Genomic DNA, 17,996 nt, shown 5'->3' on the forward strand with positions numbered 1-17,996 from the left:
CGCCCGCCCTGCTTGAAGACACCTTATTGGGAGGTTTCAATACCGCCAATAACCTTAGAAGTGGTAGTTCAGACCGCCCTTAACAACGTTATCGCTGATGTCTGTGTGGGAAGTCCCACTTGCTGAGAACGTGCGGACGTCGTTGGTCGCGACATAATTATACTCGACCTTGCCCGAGATCTGCTGATTGAACTTATGCTCAATGCCAGCACCCAGCAAATAGCCTTCTTTCATACCGTCGGGCCCGACAACGTTGGCCCCGTCACGCAAGCTGGTAACTGTCAGACCGGCTGTACCATAGACCAGAGTATCATCGAGTTTCATGCCAGCCTTGGCCTTAGCGGCAACTCGCCAGCGCTCGCGCAGATTTCCATCAGGCACCGAGACACGTGTATCGCCCAAATGCGTCGCCTCAAGTTCACCGCCGACGACTGCGCCGCCGAGATCGTAGTTGTAGCCGCCCTGAACGCCCAGCGCCAAACCTTTTCCGTCACGGAAAGGGTTCGCGCTTGGCATAGCGGCACCGATGTGACCACCTGCGTACGCACCCGTCCAGGACGAGCTTGCAGGCTCGTTATAAGCGGGAGGTGCCTCATAAGACGATGTGAGGTCTGCAGCGACGACCGGGCTTGCAGCCAAGAGTGCCACAGCGGCAACACTATAAGATCTGAATTTATAGGACATTATCAACTCCATACAAGTCCACGTGCCTCCTGAGCGGGGAGGCGTTATTCCGAAAGCAACCGTAGACAGCGCCTGTCTGATTGCCGTTATGGTCAACATAATCGCGAAGGTATGGCGGAAAAAGAAACTTGGTTAGAATTTAGCTAAAACTTTAACGGCATGGCTAACAGGGGGTTAACGACAAATTGAGATTGGCGCCCGTTGGAAGAAGTGGCGCTACGCAAGCAAAATGGGAACCAATGGACAGGGCTTCTGTTTACTTTGTGAACCACAAACGAAGGAGCGCACCATGCCAAACCGTGATCCATTGGACGAATCCACGATCGACAGTCCGCGTGGTCCTACATCGACACCGGGCATTCCCGACCGAGTTCAGGAAAAGCCGCCAGTGCCCCCAGTGAAGGATCCGGGCGATACGAAGAATCCCAACGATCCGACCCTCGACCCCGCACTCCTGCCAATAGGCGATCCAGCAGGCGCTGCCTGAGGACATAGTAATTCAGCAAACCGCCGTGCGAGGCTGTCGCACGGCGGTTTTTGTATTTAGACATGGTCGATACGATCGACACAGAACTGTCGGTCAAAATACCAACCTGAAAAATCGCGGAACGCGTCAGAGCTTGACCCAGTTGCCGTTGTCCTTGGACGAACGAATGCACGCATCGACAAAGGCAACGCCTTTCACACCATCATCCACGGTCGGGTAGATGACGGCCTTGTCAAGTTCAGAACCGTTGCGTCGTGCGTCGATCGCATTTGCTGCTTCCGAATAGATCGTCGCGAAGGCTTCGAGGTAACCTTCGGGGTGGCCAGACGGAATGCGCGTGACACGGGAGGCCGCATCCCCTGCGCCGGCGCCACCGCGGGTGATCAGCTGCTTCGGCTCTCCCAGTTTGGTGAACCACAGATAGTTGGGATCGGCCTGGGTCCACTCCAGTCCGGCCTTGGTACCGTATACACGAACCTTCAATCCGTTTTCGTGGCCAACCGCGACCTGGCTGCACCACAAAAGGCCTTTGGCCGCCTGTTTGCCGTCCTTCGCCTTGAAGCGAAGCATGACATGCGCATTGTCATCAAGAAGTCGGCCCTCGACAAAGGTGTGTACATCGGCAGCCAGCTCATCGAGCTCAAGTCCGGAGATGAAGCAACCGAGGTTATAGGCATGGGTGCCGATATCGCCGGTGGAGCCGCCAGCACCAGACTGTGCGGGGTCCGTTCTCCACACCGCCTGTTTGGCTCCGGTCTGTTCGATCGGCTCTGCCAGCCAATCTTGCGGATACTCCATCTGCACCAGACGAATATCGCCAAGCGCGCCGCTTTCCACCAGTTCGCGCGCGTGCCGCACCATGGGGTAGCCGGTGTAGTTGTGTGTGAGCACGAAGAGCGCGTCAGCTTTGTCTGCAACCTCTTTCAGCTTTCTGGCGTCTTCGAGATTGGAGGTCAGCGGCTTGTCGCAGATGACGTGGATGCCACGCTCCAGAAAGGCCTTGGCCGCCGGAAAGTGCACATGGTTCGGCGTAACGATCGCGACAGCATCGATACCATCGTCGCGCGCCGCTTCCTTCTGCGCCATTTCCTCATAGGAGCCGTAGCAGCGGTCTTCATCAAGACCGAGTTCAAGACCGGACGCCTTCGACTTCTCCGGCGTCGACGATAGCGCGCCGGCCACCAGTTCGAAGCGGTTGTCGAGACGCGCTGCCATGCGGTGAACGCCGCCAATGAAAGCGCCGCTACCACCGCCGACCATGCCGAGGCGGATACGCTTGGACGCCTTGTCGGTCGTTTTTCCTTCAATTGCCATTATCAAATCCTCGAAATCGTTCTGTTACAAGCCGAGCATGCGCCGGTTGGCCGCGTCATCCGTACCGCTGGAAGCGAAATCGTCGAAGGCCTTCTCCGTCACCCGGATGATGTGCGCCTTGACGAACTCCGCGCCCTCACGTGCTCCGTCCTCGGGATGTTTTAGTGCGCATTCCCATTCGACAACGGCCCAGCCGTCGAAATCATTGGCTGCCATTTTGGAGAAGACGGCACCGAAATCCACTTGCCCGTCGCCGAGCGAGCGGAAGCGGCCTGCGCGGTTGACCCAACCCTGGTAACCGCCGTAAACGCCCTGGCGTCCCGTCGGGTTGAACTCCGCGTCCTTGACGTGGAACATCTTGATGCGGTCTTTGTAGATGTCGATATTGTCGAGGTAATCCAGGCACTGCAGCACGTAGTGCGACGGATCGTAAAGCATGTTGGCGCGGCTGTGATTTTTCACACGCTCAAGGAACATCTCGAATGTTACGCCATCATGCAGGTCCTCGCCTGGATGAATTTCATAGCAGACATCGACGCCCTGTTCGTCTGCGAAGTTCAGGATAGGTGTCCAGCGTCTTGCAAGTTCGTCGAACGCCGTTTCTACAAGGCCAGCAGGACGCTGCGGCCATGGGTAGATGAAAGGCCAAGCGAGTGCGCCCGAGAATGTCGCATGCGCATCGATGCCGAGATTGCGTGACGCCTTCAGCGCAAGTTTGACCTGCTCAACCGCCCATTCCTGCCGCGCCTTCGGATTGCCGCGCACTTCGGGTGCAGCAAAACCATCGAAGGCTTCGTCATAGGCGGGGTGTACCGCGACCAGCTGGCCCTGAAGATGGGTGGAAAGTTCCGTGACTTCGACGCCATTCTGCCGTGCAACGCCGGCGAATTCGTCGCAGTAATCCTTGGATTCGGCGGCCTTTTTCAGGTCAATCAACTGGCTTGCCCATGTTGGCACCTGAACGCCAGCATAGCCTTTTTCAGCGGCCCATTTTGTGATCGCGTCCCAGCTATTGAAGGGTGCGGCATCTCCCGCGAACTGACCCAGAAACAAACCGGGACCCTTGATCGTCTTCATCTCTGACTTCCTCCTGTATCGATACAGTTGAACGGACCGAGCCTCCGCCGCACAACCGCGGACAAGCTAACCGCTCCAGAATTTCGTGCAACCCTGAATGTCGCATCCGCCACTATTAAATGCACCCAAGCGACAAGTGCTCCTAGAGCGGACGGGCTTATGCGGAGGCGAAGCGATAACAAGTTCGGGAGCGTCTCTCAAATGACGCCTCCAGAGGAAACCTTTCCGCAACTGCTTCGGTTAACGGGGCTTGACCTCTCGCGATCAGGAGCTTTGAACCGCCATGATACTGACCAGACGCACAGTCCTTGCAGCAGGAGCGGCCTCCGCTGTCGCCACGGTTCTTTCAACGCCGTCCATTGGCCGCGCCGCAGTTCCTTTCGAGCAGCCCTCACTCCCGTTCAAGGAGGATGCGCTGGCACCGCATATTTCGGCAAAGACAGTGGGTTTGCATTACGGAAAGCACCATAAGGCTTATTTCGACAAGCTCAACACGCTCGCGAAGGGCACGCCTTATGCTGACATGAAACTCGAGGAGATCGTGACAGCGTCCTACGGCAAGCCCGCAGACAAAAAGATCTTTAACAATGCCGCTCAGGCGTGGAACCACATTTTCTACTGGGAGCAGTTCGTCCCGGGCGGCCCGAACAGACCTGAGGGCAAAACGGCGGACGAGATCAACACGGCATTCGGCAGCTATGACAAGTTCATCGAAAAGGCTGTGACCGCGTCCGACGAAGTGTTCGGCACCGGTTGGGTATGGCTTACCAGAGATGACGCCAACAAACTTACGCTAGTGGGATACGAGGACGGAAACAATCCTGTAGCCGTTGGTCGCCCAGCTTATCTCGGCATCGATATCTGGGAACATGCCTATTATGTCGATTACGAGAACCGAAAGCCTGCCCACATCAAAGCAGTATTGGAAAACTTGATAAACTGGCGCTTCGTCGGCGAGAAAATGTCTGCGGCGTAAAGTTTCTTTGGCAAATCCAAGGCCAAGCCCCGATGTAAATCATAGACGCCCTGCTTTCAGCGGGGCGTTTTGACATGAGTGAGCGTAAAGGACGATAGGAGGATATACCGCTTTTAAGCATCTCAACGATCATAACATTCTAATCGCGCCGCCTAAAATAGTATCAGATCGCGATAAGTTGATTATTTCATCAAAAATCATATGAATCGTTTCAGGTGTCCGCTTGAGTATGTAAAGACTTTCTTATAACGACGATCAGTCGGCATCCGCGGGACAAGCGAGCCGGTTACAAAAAATTGGGAGCTCACATATGAGATACAAACTTAGCATCATCGCCGCAGCCTTGCTTTCGGCGACGTGCTTTGCAAACGTGGCAAGCGCGAAGACCTTCGTTTACTGCTCCGAAGGTTCGCCAGAAGGCTTCGATCCAGGCCTCTACACCGCCGGCACCACCTTCGACGCCGCTGCGCACACCGTGTACAGCCGCCTGCTGGAATTCGAAAAGGGCACCACGAAGCCAGTACCAGGCCTCGCCGAGAGCTGGGAAGTTTCGAAGGATGGCAAGGAGTACACCTTCAAGCTGCGTCCTGGCGTCAAATTCCAGACCACGGAGTTCTTCACCCCGACCCGCGAACTGAACGCCGATGACGTTGTTTTCTCCATCGAGCGCCAGATCAAGACCGACAATCCATGGCACCAGTATGTTCCGGGCACGTCCTGGGAATACGCAGCCGGCATGGGCTTCCCTGAACTGATCAAGTCGGTCGAAAAGGTCGACGACATGACGGTCAAGTTCACGCTGAACCGCCCGGAAGCTCCCTTCCTTGCAAACCTCGCAATGCCTTTCGCTTCGATCGTTTCGAAGGAATACACCGACAAGCTCGCCGCTGAAGGCAAGCAGGCAGAGTTGAACCAGAAGCCGGTCGGCACTGGTCCGTTCGCTTTCGTCGGCTACCAGCAGGATGCCGTCATCCGCTACAAGGCCAACAAGGACTACTGGGGCGGCGCACCGAAGATCGACGATCTCGTTTTCGCCATCACCACCGATGCTGCCGTTCGTTACCAGAAGCTCAAGGCTGGCGAATGCCACCTGATGCCTTACCCGAACGCTGCCGACGTCCAGTCCATGAAGTCGGATTCGAACCTCAAGGTTATGGAGCAGGAAGGCCTCAACGTTGCCTACCTCGCCTACAACACCACTCAGGCTCCGTTTGACAAGCCGGAGGTGCGCAAGGCGCTGAACAAGGCCATCAACAAGAAGGCCATTGTCGACGCAGTCTTCCAGGGCATGGCAACACCTGCCAAGAACCCGCTGCCGCCGACCATGTGGTCCTACAACGACAAGGTCGAGGACGACGCCTACGATCTCGACGCCGCCAAGAAGATGCTGGCAGATGCCGGCGTGAAAGACCTTTCCATGAAGGTCTGGGCGATGCCGGTTTCGCGTCCTTACATGCTGAACGCCCGCCGCGCTGCTGAAATCATCCAGGATGATTTCGCCAAGATCGGCGTCAAGGTTGAAATCGTCTCTTACGAGTGGGCCGAGTATCTCGACCGCTCCAAGGCCAAGGATCGTGACGGCGCCGTCATGCTCGGCTGGACCGGCGACAATGGCGATCCGGACAACTTCCTTGACACGCTGCTCGGCTGCGAAGCTGTTGGCGGTAACAACCGTGCACAGTGGTGCAACAAGGAATTCAACGATCTGGTGAAGAAGGCAAAGGTTACGACCGATCAGGCCGAGCGCACCAAGCTCTACGAAGAAGCTCAGGTCGTCTTCAAGAAAGAAGCGCCTTGGGCCACGCTCGACCACTCCCTGTCTATCGTGCCGATGCGCAAGGAAGTAACCGGCTTCGTACAGAGCCCGCTGGGTGACTTCACGTTCGAAAACGTCGACATCACCGAGTAATCGCTGCACCCGAATAGAATTGCCGCGCATCTCTTAAAAAGGTGCGCGGCACTTCCTTTATGCGGCACTTATAAAACATCAATAAGCAGGCAAAAAACTGCCTCGTGCCAGAGCATAGGTTCCTTGTAAGGAACAGATCGAAGGTTTCTCATGATTGGCTTTCTTGTGCGGCGTATCGCCGTGCTCATCCCGACATTCATCGGGGTTTCCATTATCGCGTTCCTGTTCATCCGGCTTCTGCCAGGCGATCCGGTCGCACTTCTGTCCGGCGAGCGCGTCATGTCGCCAGAACGCCATGCGCAGATCAGCGCCGCTCTCGGCATGGATCGGCCGTTGGTCATCCAGTATTTCGATTACCTCAAGGGTATTTTGACGGGTGATTTCGGCACTTCGATCGTTTCCAAGTCGCCGATCATCGATCAGTTCTTCGCGCTGTTTCCAGCAACCGTCGAGCTCTCCGTCTGCGCCATCATCCTTGCTGTCTTCATCGGCATTCCGGCAGGCGTGATTGCCGCCATCAAGCGCGGATCGATCTTCGATCAGGGCCTGATGGGCGTAGCGCTCGTCGGCTACTCCATGCCGATCTTCTGGTGGGGCCTGCTGCTGATCATCCTGTTCTCGGGCATTCTGCAATGGACACCGGTTTCAGGACGCATCTCGCTGATGTTCTATTTCCCGCCAGTCACCGGCTTCATGCTGATCGACTCGCTGCTTTCCGGCCAAAAAGGCGCTTTTGCCTCGGCGCTGAGCCATCTGGCGCTGCCGTCGATCGTGCTGGCCACAATCCCGCTTGCCGTCATTGCGCGCCAGACGCGCTCGGCCATGCTAGAGGTGCTGTCGGAAGACTATGTGCGCACCGCGCGCGCCAAGGGCCTGTCTCCCTTCCGGGTGATCGGCATCCATGCGTTGCGCAACGCCATGATCCCGGTCATCACCACCATCGGCCTGCAGGTCGGCGTCATGCTGGCCGGTGCCATCCTCACCGAAACGATCTTCTCCTGGCCGGGCATCGGCAAGTGGATGGTCGATTCCGTCTTCCGCCGCGATTACCCGGTTATTCAGGGCGGCCTGCTGTTGATTGCGGGCATCATCATGGTCGTCAACCTTATCGTTGACCTCCTGTATGGCCTGATCAACCCGCGCATCCGGCACTAAAAGGAGGACCGTTTCATGGCCGATACCGCCATTACCAAAACCGCAGCACCGGTTTCCTCTTCCGCCATGCGCAAGCAGATGCTGAAGGAATTCTGGTTTTACTTTTCTGAAAACAAGGGTGCCGTCATTGGCCTTTATGTTTTCCTGGCACTCGTGATCATCGCAGTCTTTGCGTCGATCATCGCGCCGCATTCGCCATTCCAACAATATCGCGATGCCGTTCTTCTTCCGCCTGCCTGGGTTGAAGGTGGACGCCTGACATACCTGTTAGGCACCGACCCCGTCGGCCGCGATATCCTGTCGCGCCTGATCTATGGCGCACAGTATTCGCTGTTCATCGGTGTGTTCGTCACCACACTGTCCTTGACCACCGGCGTCGTCATAGGCGTTCTGGCCGGCTACTATCGCGGTTGGCTTGATACCGCCATCATGCGTTTGATGGACATTATTCTAGCCTTTCCGTCCTTGCTTCTGGCGCTGGTTCTGGTCGCTATTCTCGGACCGGGCCTCACCAACGGCATGATCGCGATCGCGCTCGTTCTTCAGCCGCACTTCGTGCGCCTGACGCGTGCCGCCGTCATGGCGGAAAAGTCCAAGGATTACGTCACGGCCTCCCGTCTGGCCGGTGCCGGTCCGCTGCGTCTGATGTTCCGCACGATTTTGCCGAACTGCACCGCGCCGCTCATCGTTCAGGCGACACTCTCCTTCTCCAACGCCATTCTCGATGCGGCGGCTCTAGGCTTCCTCGGCATGGGCGCGCAGCCGCCCGCACCCGAATGGGGCACCATGCTTGCCGAAGCGCGCGAGTTCATTTTGCGCGCGTGGTGGGTCGTTACCTTCCCCGGTCTTGCCATTCTCATCACCGTTCTTGCCATCAACCTGATGGGCGACGGTCTGCGTGATGCGCTCGACCCGAAACTGAAGAGGTCCTGATATGGCACTTCTGCAAATCGATAATCTCACCGTCGAGTTCGAAACCGCCAATGGCTGGTTCCGCGCCGTGGATGGCGTGTCGATCTCGGTCGATCCGGGTGAAGTACTTGCCATTGTCGGCGAGTCCGGCTCCGGCAAGTCCGTCTCGATGCTGGCTGTCATGGGTCTGTTGCCCTGGACGGCGCGCATCACTGCCGACCGCATGCTCTTTCAGGGCAAAGACATCCAGAAGCTTAGCCCATCCGACCGCCGCAAGCTGATCGGCAAGGATGTCGCAATGATCTTCCAGGAGCCGGTGGCAAGCCTCAACCCTTGCTTCACGGTCGGTTTCCAGATCGAGGAAGTTCTGCGCATCCACATGGGTCTCGACAAGAAAGCGCGTCGTGCACGCGCTATCGAACTCTTCAAGCTCGTCGGACTGCCTGACCCGGAAGAGCGTCTGAAGCACTATCCGCACCAGATGTCCGGTGGCCAGTGCCAACGCGTCATGATCGCGATTGCCATTGCCTGCAATCCGAAGCTTTTGATCGCGGACGAGCCGACAACCGCGCTCGACGTCACGATCCAGAAGCAGATCCTCGATCTGATCATGCGCCTTCAGGCCGAAACCGGCATGGGCCTCATCATGATCACCCATGACATGGGCGTGGTGGCGGAAACGGCCGATCGCGTTGTGGTGCAGTACAAGGGTCGCAAGATGGAGGAAGCCGACGTGCTCACTCTGTTTGAAAACCCCAAGAGCAACTATACGAAGGCGCTGCTGGCAGCGCTGCCGGAGAATGCGACGGGTGATCGCCTGACCACCGTGTCGCAGTTCTTCGACGGTACGCCGACACCAGCCTCAAGCGCTGCGGGAGAAACGGCATGAGTGACAACAAAATCATGCTCGAAGTCCGCGACATGAAGCGGGATTACCATATCCCTGGCGGATTCATGAAGCAGAGCAAGACGGTCCATGCCGTCAAGGGCGTGTCCTTTAAGCTCGAGACCGGCAAGACGCTGGCGATTGTCGGCGAAAGCGGCTGCGGCAAGTCAACCCTTGCCCGCATGCTGACCTTTATCGATGAACCGACATCGGGTGACCTCTTCATCGACGGCGAGAAAATGGACACACGTCCCGGCCATTTGACGCCGGAGATGCGCCAGAAGGTTCAGATCGTGTTCCAGAACCCCTATGGTTCGCTGAACCCGCGCCAGAAGATCGGCGATGTGCTGGGTGAATCGCTCTTGATCAACACCAACATGTCCGCCGCCGAGCGTCGCGAAAAGGCGAATGATATGCTGGTGCGCGTGGGTCTCGGCCCAGAGCATTACAACCGCTACCCGCATATGTTCTCCGGCGGCCAGCGCCAGCGCATCGCCATTGCGCGTGCCTTGATGCTCAACCCGAAGCTCTTGGTGCTGGACGAGCCGGTTTCGGCGCTTGACCTTTCGGTCCAGGCTCAGGTTCTCAACCTGCTCGCCGACTTGCAGGACGAGTTCGGCTTGACTTATGTCTTCATCAGCCACGATCTTTCGGTGGTGAAGTATATCGCCGATGAAGTGATGGTGATGTATTTCGGTGAAGCCGTCGAACACGGCACGCGCGATGAGGTTTTTTCCGACCCGAAGCACAGCTATACGCGTACACTTTTTGCGGCAACGCCTAAAGCGGATGTCGAATCCATCCGCGCCCGTGTGGCCGCCAAGGCTATGGCGAAGGCCGGCTGATTGGACGATCCTTAAACCCCGGAGCGATCCGGGGTTTTTTATTCCGGCTTGCGCGCACAGATCGCGTAACGGTGCTGGATTCCGCGGGCCGCAGCCTTCAGGAAATTCCAGTTCTTGGCCTGGCTCCTATGGACGTCGCGAAGGTCGGTGTCGATCCTCACCTCCTCGAAACCAGCATCACGCAACAATGCTGCAACCGCGTCCGCGCGCGCGCCATTGGAAAAATAGACGCGTGAAAGAATGCTGTTATGGGTGCCCGCCATATCTGGCGGCATATGAACGGCTTCAGCCTTGAGAACTCCGCGCTTTTGCAGCCAGTTCGCCAGATCTTTCAGAAGCTTCTCGGTGCGGCTGACATTGACGAAATCACCATCGACTACCAGCACCTTGCCGCCGGGCTTCAGCACACGCAGCCACTCGCGGAAGGCAGCCTCTGGATCGACCAGCGTCCAGACCAGATGGCGGTTGATCACCACATCATAGTTCGCGTCCGGCTCCATGGTGTTTTCCGCATCGCCCATGCGGAAAGTGATTGCCCGGTTACGGCTCTTCGCTTTCGTCTTTGCGCGCTCCAGCATGGGTTCTGCCCAGTCGAGGCCAGTGACGCGATAGCCGAGGTCGTCCATCAGATGCGAGACGACGCCCGTGCCGCTTGCGAGATCGAGCGCCAGCTTGCCCTCACCCGGTCCCAGATGCTTCAACACAAGCCGATGCCAGGCAGCGCGTTCATCCTCGGAAAAAATCTCATGACCTGGTGAAAGATCGAAGGTTGCAGCGCGCGCGGACCAATAGGCCTTGATCTCGTCCTTCAGACCAAAGTTGCTTCCGTAGCCATTTGCGCTGTCCATGCCGGTGAACCTCAGGATTGCAGTTGAGAATTGCTCTAAAAGATAAAACTTGACGAATGCAATCATAAAATCATAAAGCGCCAAAAGTTTTATTGGAGAGCTATTTCAATGCGCATTACGGGCAGATCCGCAGTTCTTGCAATGGGCCTTCTGGTTTCGAGCGTATGGCCAGCTTTCGCTGAAAAAGTGACGGTCACAGACGTCACTGGACGCGATGTCGAGGTCAATGTGCCAGTCAAGCATGTCATTCTCGGCGAAGGCCGCCAGATTTATTTTCTCGCCGCTCTGGATAAGAACAATCCTTTCGAGCACGTCGTCGGATGGCGCGACGATCTGCCGAAGGCCGACCCGGAAACCTATGAGGCCTATCTCGCAAAATATCCGGACATCGCCAAGCTGCCGAAGTTCGGTGGGATGAAGGACGGCACATTCGATATCGAGCAGGCGGTTGCGCTGAAGCCTGACGTCATCCTGATGAACATCGACGCCAAGACCGCTACGGAAGAAGCCGGCTATATCGAGAAGCTCGGCAAGGTCGGCATTCCTCTCGTCTATGTCGACTTCCGTGAGAAGCCGATGGAAAACACCGAGCCGAGCATGCGCCTTATGGGCAAGCTGATGGGCAAGGAAGCCGTTGCGGAGGACTTCATCAAGTTCCGCTCCGACAGCATAAAGCGCGTGACCGACGTTCTTGAAAAGGAAAACCCGAAGAAGCCCGTGGTCTTCGTCGAGCGCGCTGGCGGCTATTCGGATGATTGCTGCATGTCCTTCGGCAACGAAAACTTCGGCAAGATGGTCGAAATCGCCGGTGGCATCAACATGGCCAAGGGTATCATCCCCGGCACCTTCGGCACGGTCAACCCGGAACAGATCATCGCCTCCAATCCTGATCAGATCATCATTACCGGCGGCAAGTGGGATGCTTATGTGCCCGGCGGCAATTGGGTCGGCGTCGGTTACGGTGCGGATCTAAAGGAAGCACGTCGCAAGTTGGAAAATCTGACAAAACGTCCGGGCTTTATCGGCGTCAACGCGGTGGAGAACGGCAACGTCCACGCCATCTGGCACCAGTTCTACAACAACCCGTACCAGTTTGTCGCCATCCAGGAGATCGCAAAGTGGCTGCACCCCGATCTCTTCAAGGACCTCGATCCTGAAGCGACGTTCAAGGAACTGCACGAGCGCTTCCTGCCGCTCGAATACAAGCCTGGCTACTTCGTGTCTCTCAAGGACGACACGTAAGATCTGTACCGTGATGGCCAAAACCAGGCCAGAACTGAGCAAAGCGAGGCGGCCCTCCATCCGGCTCGCCATGCTGTTTTTAAAAGAGGGTTATCCCATGATTTTCAAAACGCTTGGCACCATTGCAACGATTGTCCTTGCCGCACTTTCATCCCCAGCATGGTCGACTGAGATCATCGACGCTGCTGGTCGCACCGTCGAGATGGACCTGCCGGCAAAGCGGGTTATCCTCGGCGAAGCCCGTCAGGTTCATGTGGTGGCTGCCCTCAAGGGTGAAAAGACATTCGATACGGTTGTTGGCTGGCGTGACGATCTCATCAAAAAGGATCCCGACAGCTACACGGCCTATGTGGAGCGTTTCCCGCAGATCAAGGACTTGCCCCGCTTCGGCTATCTGCCGCAGGGCGAATTCAGTCTCGAAGCCGCCATCGCCCTTTCGCCGGATATCATCACACTCAACCTGGAGGCGGAGCAAAGCGCCAAGGAAAGCGGTTTCGAGGATAAGGCTGCCGCTGCCGGTATCAAGGTCGTCTATCTCGATTTCCGCCTCGATCCCGACAAGAACACCGAACCCTCCATTCGCGCCCTTGGACAGATATTCGGTGCCGAGCAGCGGGCCGACGATTTCATGGCCTATCGCCGCCAGCAGATCGCGCTCGTCACCGACAGACTTGCAACGGTCAAGGACCTGAAACGCCCAGGCGTCTTCATCGAACGCGCGCCGGGCATTTCCGGAGAAAACACCTGCTGCCGCACCTTCGGTCCGGTCAATTTCGGTGAAATGATCGAAAAGGCTGGAGGCCACAACATTGCGTCTGACGTGATCAAGACAACCTTCGGCGACCTGAACCCCGAACAGCTGGTCGTTTCCGATCCCGAGCACATTATTGTCACCGGTTCAAACTGGGCGGCAGAATCCGACATCAACCAGTTCGTTCCAGTCGGACGCGGTGCGGACATGAAGCTTTCGCGGCAACGTCTGGCCAAGCTGATGACCCGCACGCCCTTCCCGGAATTGAAGGCAGTGAAGGACGGCAATGTGCACGCCGTCTGGCACCAGTTCTACGGCGCTCCCTATGAGTTCGTTCCGGTCCAGCAATTCGCCAAGTGGTTCCACCCGGATCTCTTTTCCGACCTTGATCCGGAAAAGAACTTCGATGACTTCCACAAGAAATTCCTACCCGTCACCTACAAGCCAGGCTACTTTGTCTCCCTCGAAAAAGGCGTGAACTAATATGGCTTCCATCAGCGAGACGTCCGTGGAGACGGGGGGCCATCGATATCGCGCCCTTGCCGGTCGCCGTATCCTCATCCTGGTCGGACTGACATTGGCGCTGTGTCTCAGCATTGCGACCGATATGGCGCTTGGGCCAGCGCGATACACACTCTCCGAAGTGGTCGGAGCGATTTTCGATCCAGCTGCCGTCGCCAATCAGCTGCGCGTCGTCATCTGGGATATCCGCATGCCGATTGCCCTGATGGCGGTCACCGTCGGCGCTTCTCTCTCCGTTGCGGGCGCGCAGATGCAGACCATCCTGTCGAACCCCTTGGCAAGTCCCTTCACGCTCGGCATCTCGGCCGCGGCAAGTTTCGGTGCGGCCATGGCACTCGTCGGTGGCATCGCGATCTTCCCCGGCGCTGTCGAGTATATGGTGCCGATCAATGCCTTCCTCATGGCCATGCTGGCAGCGCTTTTCATCCACTTCGCCTCGACCATGCGCGGTGTCAGCGTCGAAACTATCGTGCTTCTCGGCATCGCCCTGGTCTTCACCTTCAATGCCGCCTTGTCACTGCTGGAATATCTGGCATCCGAACAAGCGCTGGCAGCCGTCGTCTTCTGGACCATGGGGAGCCTGACCAAAGCGACGTGGGCGAAGGTTTATGTCACGGCGGCTATTCTTGTGCTCACCGTTCCATTGTTCATGAAGAACGCTTGGGCTTTGACGGCGCTCAGGCTCGGCGACGACAAGGCGGCCAGCATGGGCGTCAATGTCCGCCGTCTGCGCCTCCAGACCATGCTGACGGTAAGCCTGCTGGCCGCCATACCAGTGTCCTTCGTCGGCACGATCGGCTTCGTCGGTCTGGTCGGCCCGCATATTGCCCGCATGGTTGTCGGAGAAGATCAGCGCTTCTTCCTGCCCGGCTCCGTCATCTGCGGCGCGCTGCTGCTGTCGGTCACCTCGGTCGTCAGCAAGATGCTGATCCCAGGTGCTGTTCTGCCGATCGGCGTTATTACCGCCCTTGTCGGCGTTCCCTTCTTCTTCATCCTGATCTTTTCCAACAGGAGACGCGCATGGTAGCCTTGGCTCTTCAGGATGTCGGCGCAAAGTATGGCCGCACGACAGTTCTTTCCAACGTCACCATGGACCTGCTGAAAGCCGGAAGCGTCACTGCCGTCATCGGCCCGAATGCAGCAGGAAAATCCACGCTCTTCAAGCGGATTGCCAGCCTGATCTCCGGCCCCGGCGTGGTGACGCTGTCGCAAACGGAGCAAGGGCCGAAGACCATCTGCTACATGCCCCAGGACACTGGTGCCAATGCGGTGCTCACGGTTTACGAATCCATCCTGCTTTCTGCCAAGCAGGGAAGCGGCTGGAAAGTTCGCGACGACGAACTTGCCGAGATCGACGCGATCCTGAAGGCGCTCAACATCGACAACCTGTCCTTCCGCGGACTTGGCGAACTGTCCGGTGGTCAGCGTCAGCTCGTTTCTTTAGCGCAGGCACTGGTGCGCAAGCCGGAAGTCCTATTGATGGATGAACCGACCTCAGCGCTCGACCTTCATCGGCAAGTGGAAGTGCTGGACTTCATCTCAGGCCTTGCTCGCCGCCAAGGCATGATCGTGTTGATTGCGCTTCACGATCTGAACCACGCTCTGCGCTACTGTGAAAACACGCTGGTGATTGCAGGCGGCCAGATGGTGGTGAGCGGCATGACCGAAGATGTCATCACGCCTGCAATGCTGCGCGATATTTATCGGGTGGATGCGCGCATCGAAACATGCTCGAGGGGACAGCCCTTCGTTCTGGTAGATGGTACGGCCTGACGCCACCGCGTTTACTAATAGCTCTGGTAGAGCCGGTCAAACCACACGGCGCTAATTTTTTTGCGTTGCGGTCCATGACGTTGACAACGTCCCACTTTGCAAAAGCACCATTCTAATATAGGACGATTCCATGGAACATTCTTCTTCAATATACACTTGTGGGAGCATATTTTTATGGATAATGACGGTTCGGCAAAATATTTGAATAATGCATCATTAGCAGCAAACTTGCTGATGCAGATGGAGTTCGAGCGTCATGCATGAGTGCCTTTCCACGCCGCCAATCACGCCACTGCCTGCATGCGAAGACCGCGAATGGGCCCGACGCGCCATCGGCATACTTCAGGGTGATGGTCGCCGCTCGGCAGATACCCACCTCGTTAAACCCGTTTTCAATGGTCTGCGCGGCATATCGATCTATCTGAAAGACGAGTCGACGCACCCGACCGGCAGTCTGAAGCATCGCCTCGCGCGCTCGCTGTTCCTTTATGGCATCTGCAACGGCAAGATCCGGCAGGGAACCACGCTGGTGGAGGCGTCGTCCGGTTCGACCGCTGTCAGCGAGGCCTATTTCGCACATCTTCTCGACCTGCCCTTTATCGCCGTCATGCCGCACTCCACCAGCCGCCAGAAGGTCGAAGCCATCGGGCGCTTCGGTGGCCGCTGTCATTTTGTCGACAGCCCCGCCGAAGTTTACACCGAGGCAGAGAGACTGGCTGCGGAAGCGAATGGTCATTACCTCGACCAGTTCACTTATGCCGAGCGCGCAACCGATTGGCGCGGCAACAACAACATCGCCGAATCCATCTTCGACCAGATGCAGAGCGAAGAGCATCCACAACCATCATGGGTGGTGATGAATGCCGGCACAGGGGGCACCTCTGCCACCATCGGCCGCTACATTCGCTATCGCAATCTTCCAACCCGGCTCTGCGTGGTGGATGTGGAGCACTCGGCGTTTTACCAGTCTTATATGTCTGGGGATCGCAACGTCACCTGCTCGACGCCGTCACGCATCGAAGGCGTGGGACGCCCACGCGTGGAACCGTCTTTCATTCCCGGTGTCATCGACCACATGATCAAGATACCAGACGCTGCATCGATCGCTGCTATGCATGTGCTGTCGGAGCGACTTTTCAGGCGTGTGGGCGGCTCAACTGGCACAAACTTCTTCGGCGTCTGCTGGATCGCTGCGGCGATGATGAAGGAGGGGCGTGAAGGTTCGCTGGTTTCGCTCATCTGCGACAGCGGTGACCGCTACGCAGCGACCTATTATAATCAAGACTGGCTAGCTGAGAACAAGATCGACATCGCGCCTTACAAGGCCATGGTGGAAGCCTTCATCGACAGTGGCGACTTCCGCAACTTCGATGTAAGCGTCGAGACGGCATAGAGCTGCGCCGCGCTGCAACTATCCCACGGATGCGGCATGCCGGCGAAGTGCCACATACTCCCAGATCGCAACCATAAGCAGGACAGCGGCACTGACGATCTGCAATCCATAGAGCGGTACGCCCGGCACGAAGAGAAGTGCGGCCAGCACAACGATCCCTGCGAAGTGCGAAATCGGCCTCACGAAGGACGATGCAACCTTCACGCCGATATTGCCGATCAGAAAAAGGATGGGCCCGCCCATGATGGCAAGCGATTCCCGCAACGTCGACGCATCGTGACTGTGGGAAAGGCTGAAATCCTCTCCAACTGCCGTCAGAATGATTCCGGCAACAATTGGCAGGTGGCCGTAGTTGAAGAGATTTTGCGCGATCGTTTCCGGCTCTGCGGCCTCCTCGGCCTCTTCGGCCTTATCCGATACTTCCTCTTGGCCATGGTGAAAATATATCCACCACATCACGACCGTACTTAAAAAGGCAGCACAGAATACAATGAACGTCAGGTTCGAATTCATGTATTCCGTCGCTGTTTTCCCTGTGGTCAAAATGGTTTCGCCAAGGCAGATAATGACGAAGAGCGCGCACCGCTCCGCCAGATGCTCTCCCGAAAGAAGAAGTTGCTCGTCGTCTTGAGCCCGCAACCCGGGAACATGATAGCGCGCTAAAGGTCCAGCATATTCTATGGCAATGGCCACGGTCCACAGGATCAAGCGAATAGTTAGATCGTCTTGGAAACCGCCGGCGATCCAGAGGAGGCTGGACACCACCAGCCAGACTGTCATCCTACCGAATGTCTTGGAATTTCCGTGATCGACCCCGCGGAAGACATAGAGCCCGAAGAGCGAGCGAGACAGCTGCATCGCCGTGTAGATAGAAGCAAAGATAAGGCCCTGGCTCTCAAATGCCTTCGGCAGCGCAATCGCCAAAAGGACACCCGCAAACATTAGCCCGAACAGGAACATCCTGACCGGGCCCTTGTCTGTGTTCAACAGATTGGTCAGCCACGTGGTGTGAACCCAAAGCCACCACAGGGCAAGGATGAGGATCGCCGCCTCGTAAAGCGCGGTCGGGCCGAAATCCTTTGCCAGGGTGGCCGAAAGCTGGATCAGCGCAAAGACGAAAACAAGGTCAAAAAATAGCTCCGGGAACGTGGCCTTCTGCGACTCGTCGCCGTCTGGCCTGATCCAACCCCTACCCGCATTTTTTGCCAATACTGGCTCCCCG

The 17,996-nt window shown here is 57.1% G+C and carries 17 protein-coding genes; 12 read left to right on the top strand and 5 right to left on the bottom strand.

Annotation, left to right across the window (positions count from 1 at the left end; translation table 11 throughout):
- Window positions 1–54: 54 nt before the first annotated feature.
- A complete protein-coding gene (locus QZ869_RS18635) occupies window positions 55–684 on the bottom strand; it encodes an outer membrane beta-barrel protein (RefSeq protein ID WP_296039677.1) in 630 nt (209 codons plus the stop codon).
- 289 nt (window positions 685–973) lie between these two features.
- Here QZ869_RS18635 and QZ869_RS18640 point away from each other — a divergent pair, with 289 nt between their 5' ends.
- Window positions 974–1,171: a hypothetical protein gene (locus tag QZ869_RS18640; protein ID WP_296106509.1), complete on the top strand. Its 198-nt coding sequence runs from the start codon at window positions 974–976 to the stop codon at window positions 1,169–1,171.
- 126 nt (window positions 1,172–1,297) lie between these two features.
- On the opposite strand, the gene QZ869_RS18645 is transcribed toward QZ869_RS18640, so the two are convergent.
- Window positions 1,298–2,485: a Gfo/Idh/MocA family oxidoreductase gene (locus tag QZ869_RS18645; RefSeq protein WP_296106513.1), complete on the bottom strand. Its 1,188-nt coding sequence runs from the start codon at window positions 2,483–2,485 to the stop codon at window positions 1,298–1,300.
- A gap of 24 nt (window positions 2,486–2,509) precedes the next feature.
- Complete coding sequence (locus tag QZ869_RS18650) at window positions 2,510–3,562, bottom strand: sugar phosphate isomerase/epimerase (protein ID WP_296017448.1); 1,053 nt, start codon at window positions 3,560–3,562, stop codon at window positions 2,510–2,512.
- 283 nt (window positions 3,563–3,845) lie between these two features.
- Here QZ869_RS18650 and QZ869_RS18655 point away from each other — a divergent pair, with 283 nt between their 5' ends.
- The 6 genes from QZ869_RS18655 (at window position 3,846) to QZ869_RS18680 (ending at window position 10,245) form a co-directional block, all read left to right on the top strand.
- Complete coding sequence (locus tag QZ869_RS18655) at window positions 3,846–4,538, top strand: superoxide dismutase (RefSeq protein ID WP_296039681.1); 693 nt, start codon at window positions 3,846–3,848, stop codon at window positions 4,536–4,538.
- A 310-nt stretch (window positions 4,539–4,848) separates the two neighbouring features.
- On the top strand, window positions 4,849–6,447 hold the full coding sequence (locus QZ869_RS18660) for an ABC transporter substrate-binding protein (protein ID WP_296098167.1): 1,599 nt from the start codon (window positions 4,849–4,851) through the stop codon (window positions 6,445–6,447).
- Between the two features lie 150 nt (window positions 6,448–6,597).
- Complete coding sequence (locus tag QZ869_RS18665; RefSeq protein ID WP_296017455.1) at window positions 6,598–7,602, top strand: ABC transporter permease subunit; 1,005 nt, start codon at window positions 6,598–6,600, stop codon at window positions 7,600–7,602.
- Between the two features lie 15 nt (window positions 7,603–7,617).
- A complete protein-coding gene (locus QZ869_RS18670) occupies window positions 7,618–8,535 on the top strand; it encodes an ABC transporter permease subunit (protein ID WP_296017457.1) in 918 nt (305 codons plus the stop codon).
- Between the two features lies 1 nt (window position 8,536).
- Entirely contained in the window at window positions 8,537–9,403 is an 867-nt protein-coding gene (locus tag QZ869_RS18675; protein WP_113260869.1) for an ABC transporter ATP-binding protein, read from the top strand.
- Window positions 9,400–10,245, top strand: coding sequence for a dipeptide ABC transporter ATP-binding protein (locus QZ869_RS18680; RefSeq protein WP_296017461.1), 846 nt, complete (start codon window positions 9,400–9,402; stop codon window positions 10,243–10,245). Before QZ869_RS18675 ends, QZ869_RS18680 begins: the two co-directional genes overlap by 4 nt.
- 38 nt (window positions 10,246–10,283) lie before the next feature.
- Here the strand turns inward: QZ869_RS18680 and QZ869_RS18685 are convergent, their stop codons facing one another.
- On the bottom strand, window positions 10,284–11,093 hold the full coding sequence (locus QZ869_RS18685) for a class I SAM-dependent methyltransferase (RefSeq protein WP_296106516.1): 810 nt from the start codon (window positions 11,091–11,093) through the stop codon (window positions 10,284–10,286).
- A gap of 108 nt (window positions 11,094–11,201) precedes the next feature.
- Between QZ869_RS18685 and QZ869_RS18690 the strand changes: the two genes are divergently transcribed.
- The 5 genes from QZ869_RS18690 to QZ869_RS18710 all read left to right on the top strand — a co-directional run bounded on the left by QZ869_RS18690 (window position 11,202) and on the right by QZ869_RS18710 (window position 16,774).
- On the top strand, window positions 11,202–12,335 hold the full coding sequence (locus tag QZ869_RS18690) for an ABC transporter substrate-binding protein (RefSeq protein ID WP_296106519.1): 1,134 nt from the start codon (window positions 11,202–11,204) through the stop codon (window positions 12,333–12,335).
- Window positions 12,336–12,432: 97 nt separating this feature from the next.
- A complete protein-coding gene (locus QZ869_RS18695) occupies window positions 12,433–13,569 on the top strand; it encodes an ABC transporter substrate-binding protein (RefSeq protein ID WP_296106522.1) in 1,137 nt (378 codons plus the stop codon).
- Between the two features lies 1 nt (window position 13,570).
- Window positions 13,571–14,635: an iron ABC transporter permease gene (locus QZ869_RS18700; protein WP_296017469.1), complete on the top strand. Its 1,065-nt coding sequence runs from the start codon at window positions 13,571–13,573 to the stop codon at window positions 14,633–14,635.
- Window positions 14,629–15,381, top strand: a complete 753-nt coding sequence (locus QZ869_RS18705; protein WP_296106525.1) for an ABC transporter ATP-binding protein — start codon at window positions 14,629–14,631, stop codon at window positions 15,379–15,381. The genes QZ869_RS18700 and QZ869_RS18705 overlap by 7 nt, the downstream gene beginning before the upstream one ends.
- Before the next feature lie 256 nt (window positions 15,382–15,637).
- Window positions 15,638–16,774: a PLP-dependent cysteine synthase family protein gene (locus QZ869_RS18710; protein WP_296039694.1), complete on the top strand. Its 1,137-nt coding sequence runs from the start codon at window positions 15,638–15,640 to the stop codon at window positions 16,772–16,774.
- Window positions 16,775–16,792: 18 nt separating this feature from the next.
- On the opposite strand, the gene QZ869_RS18715 is transcribed toward QZ869_RS18710, so the two are convergent.
- A complete protein-coding gene (locus QZ869_RS18715; protein ID WP_296106528.1) occupies window positions 16,793–17,983 on the bottom strand; it encodes a low temperature requirement protein A in 1,191 nt (396 codons plus the stop codon).
- Window positions 17,984–17,996 lie beyond the last annotated feature (13 nt).

It is taken from the genome of uncultured Agrobacterium sp. (assembly GCF_913777885.1).
Taxonomy (GTDB): Bacteria; Pseudomonadota; Alphaproteobacteria; order Rhizobiales; family Rhizobiaceae; genus Agrobacterium.

Excerpts from the sequence above, each read along its gene's own strand:
- QZ869_RS18690 (WP_296106519.1), top strand. The coding sequence starts at position 11,202 with ATGCGCATTACGGGCAGATCCGCAGTTCTTGCAATGGGCCTTCTGGTT.
- QZ869_RS18685 (WP_296106516.1), bottom strand. The coding sequence starts at position 11,093 with ATGGACAGCGCAAATGGCTACGGAAGCAACTTTGGTCTGAAGGACGAG.
- QZ869_RS18705 (WP_296106525.1), top strand. The coding sequence starts at position 14,629 with ATGGTAGCCTTGGCTCTTCAGGATGTCGGCGCAAAGTATGGCCGCACG.
- QZ869_RS18660 (WP_296098167.1), top strand. The coding sequence starts at position 4,849 with ATGAGATACAAACTTAGCATCATCGCCGCAGCCTTGCTTTCGGCGACG.
- QZ869_RS18695 (WP_296106522.1), top strand. The coding sequence starts at position 12,433 with ATGATTTTCAAAACGCTTGGCACCATTGCAACGATTGTCCTTGCCGCA.
- QZ869_RS18675 (WP_113260869.1), top strand. The coding sequence starts at position 8,537 with ATGGCACTTCTGCAAATCGATAATCTCACCGTCGAGTTCGAAACCGCC.
- QZ869_RS18710 (WP_296039694.1), top strand. The coding sequence starts at position 15,638 with ATGCATGAGTGCCTTTCCACGCCGCCAATCACGCCACTGCCTGCATGC.
- QZ869_RS18650 (WP_296017448.1), bottom strand. The coding sequence starts at position 3,562 with ATGAAGACGATCAAGGGTCCCGGTTTGTTTCTGGGTCAGTTCGCGGGA.
- QZ869_RS18680 (WP_296017461.1), top strand. The coding sequence starts at position 9,400 with ATGAGTGACAACAAAATCATGCTCGAAGTCCGCGACATGAAGCGGGAT.
- QZ869_RS18670 (WP_296017457.1), top strand. The coding sequence starts at position 7,618 with ATGGCCGATACCGCCATTACCAAAACCGCAGCACCGGTTTCCTCTTCC.
- QZ869_RS18665 (WP_296017455.1), top strand. The coding sequence starts at position 6,598 with ATGATTGGCTTTCTTGTGCGGCGTATCGCCGTGCTCATCCCGACATTC.
- QZ869_RS18645 (WP_296106513.1), bottom strand. The coding sequence starts at position 2,485 with ATGGCAATTGAAGGAAAAACGACCGACAAGGCGTCCAAGCGTATCCGC.
- QZ869_RS18700 (WP_296017469.1), top strand. The coding sequence starts at position 13,571 with ATGGCTTCCATCAGCGAGACGTCCGTGGAGACGGGGGGCCATCGATAT.
- QZ869_RS18635 (WP_296039677.1), bottom strand. The coding sequence starts at position 684 with ATGTCCTATAAATTCAGATCTTATAGTGTTGCCGCTGTGGCACTCTTG.
- QZ869_RS18640 (WP_296106509.1), top strand. The coding sequence starts at position 974 with ATGCCAAACCGTGATCCATTGGACGAATCCACGATCGACAGTCCGCGT.
- QZ869_RS18655 (WP_296039681.1), top strand. The coding sequence starts at position 3,846 with ATGATACTGACCAGACGCACAGTCCTTGCAGCAGGAGCGGCCTCCGCT.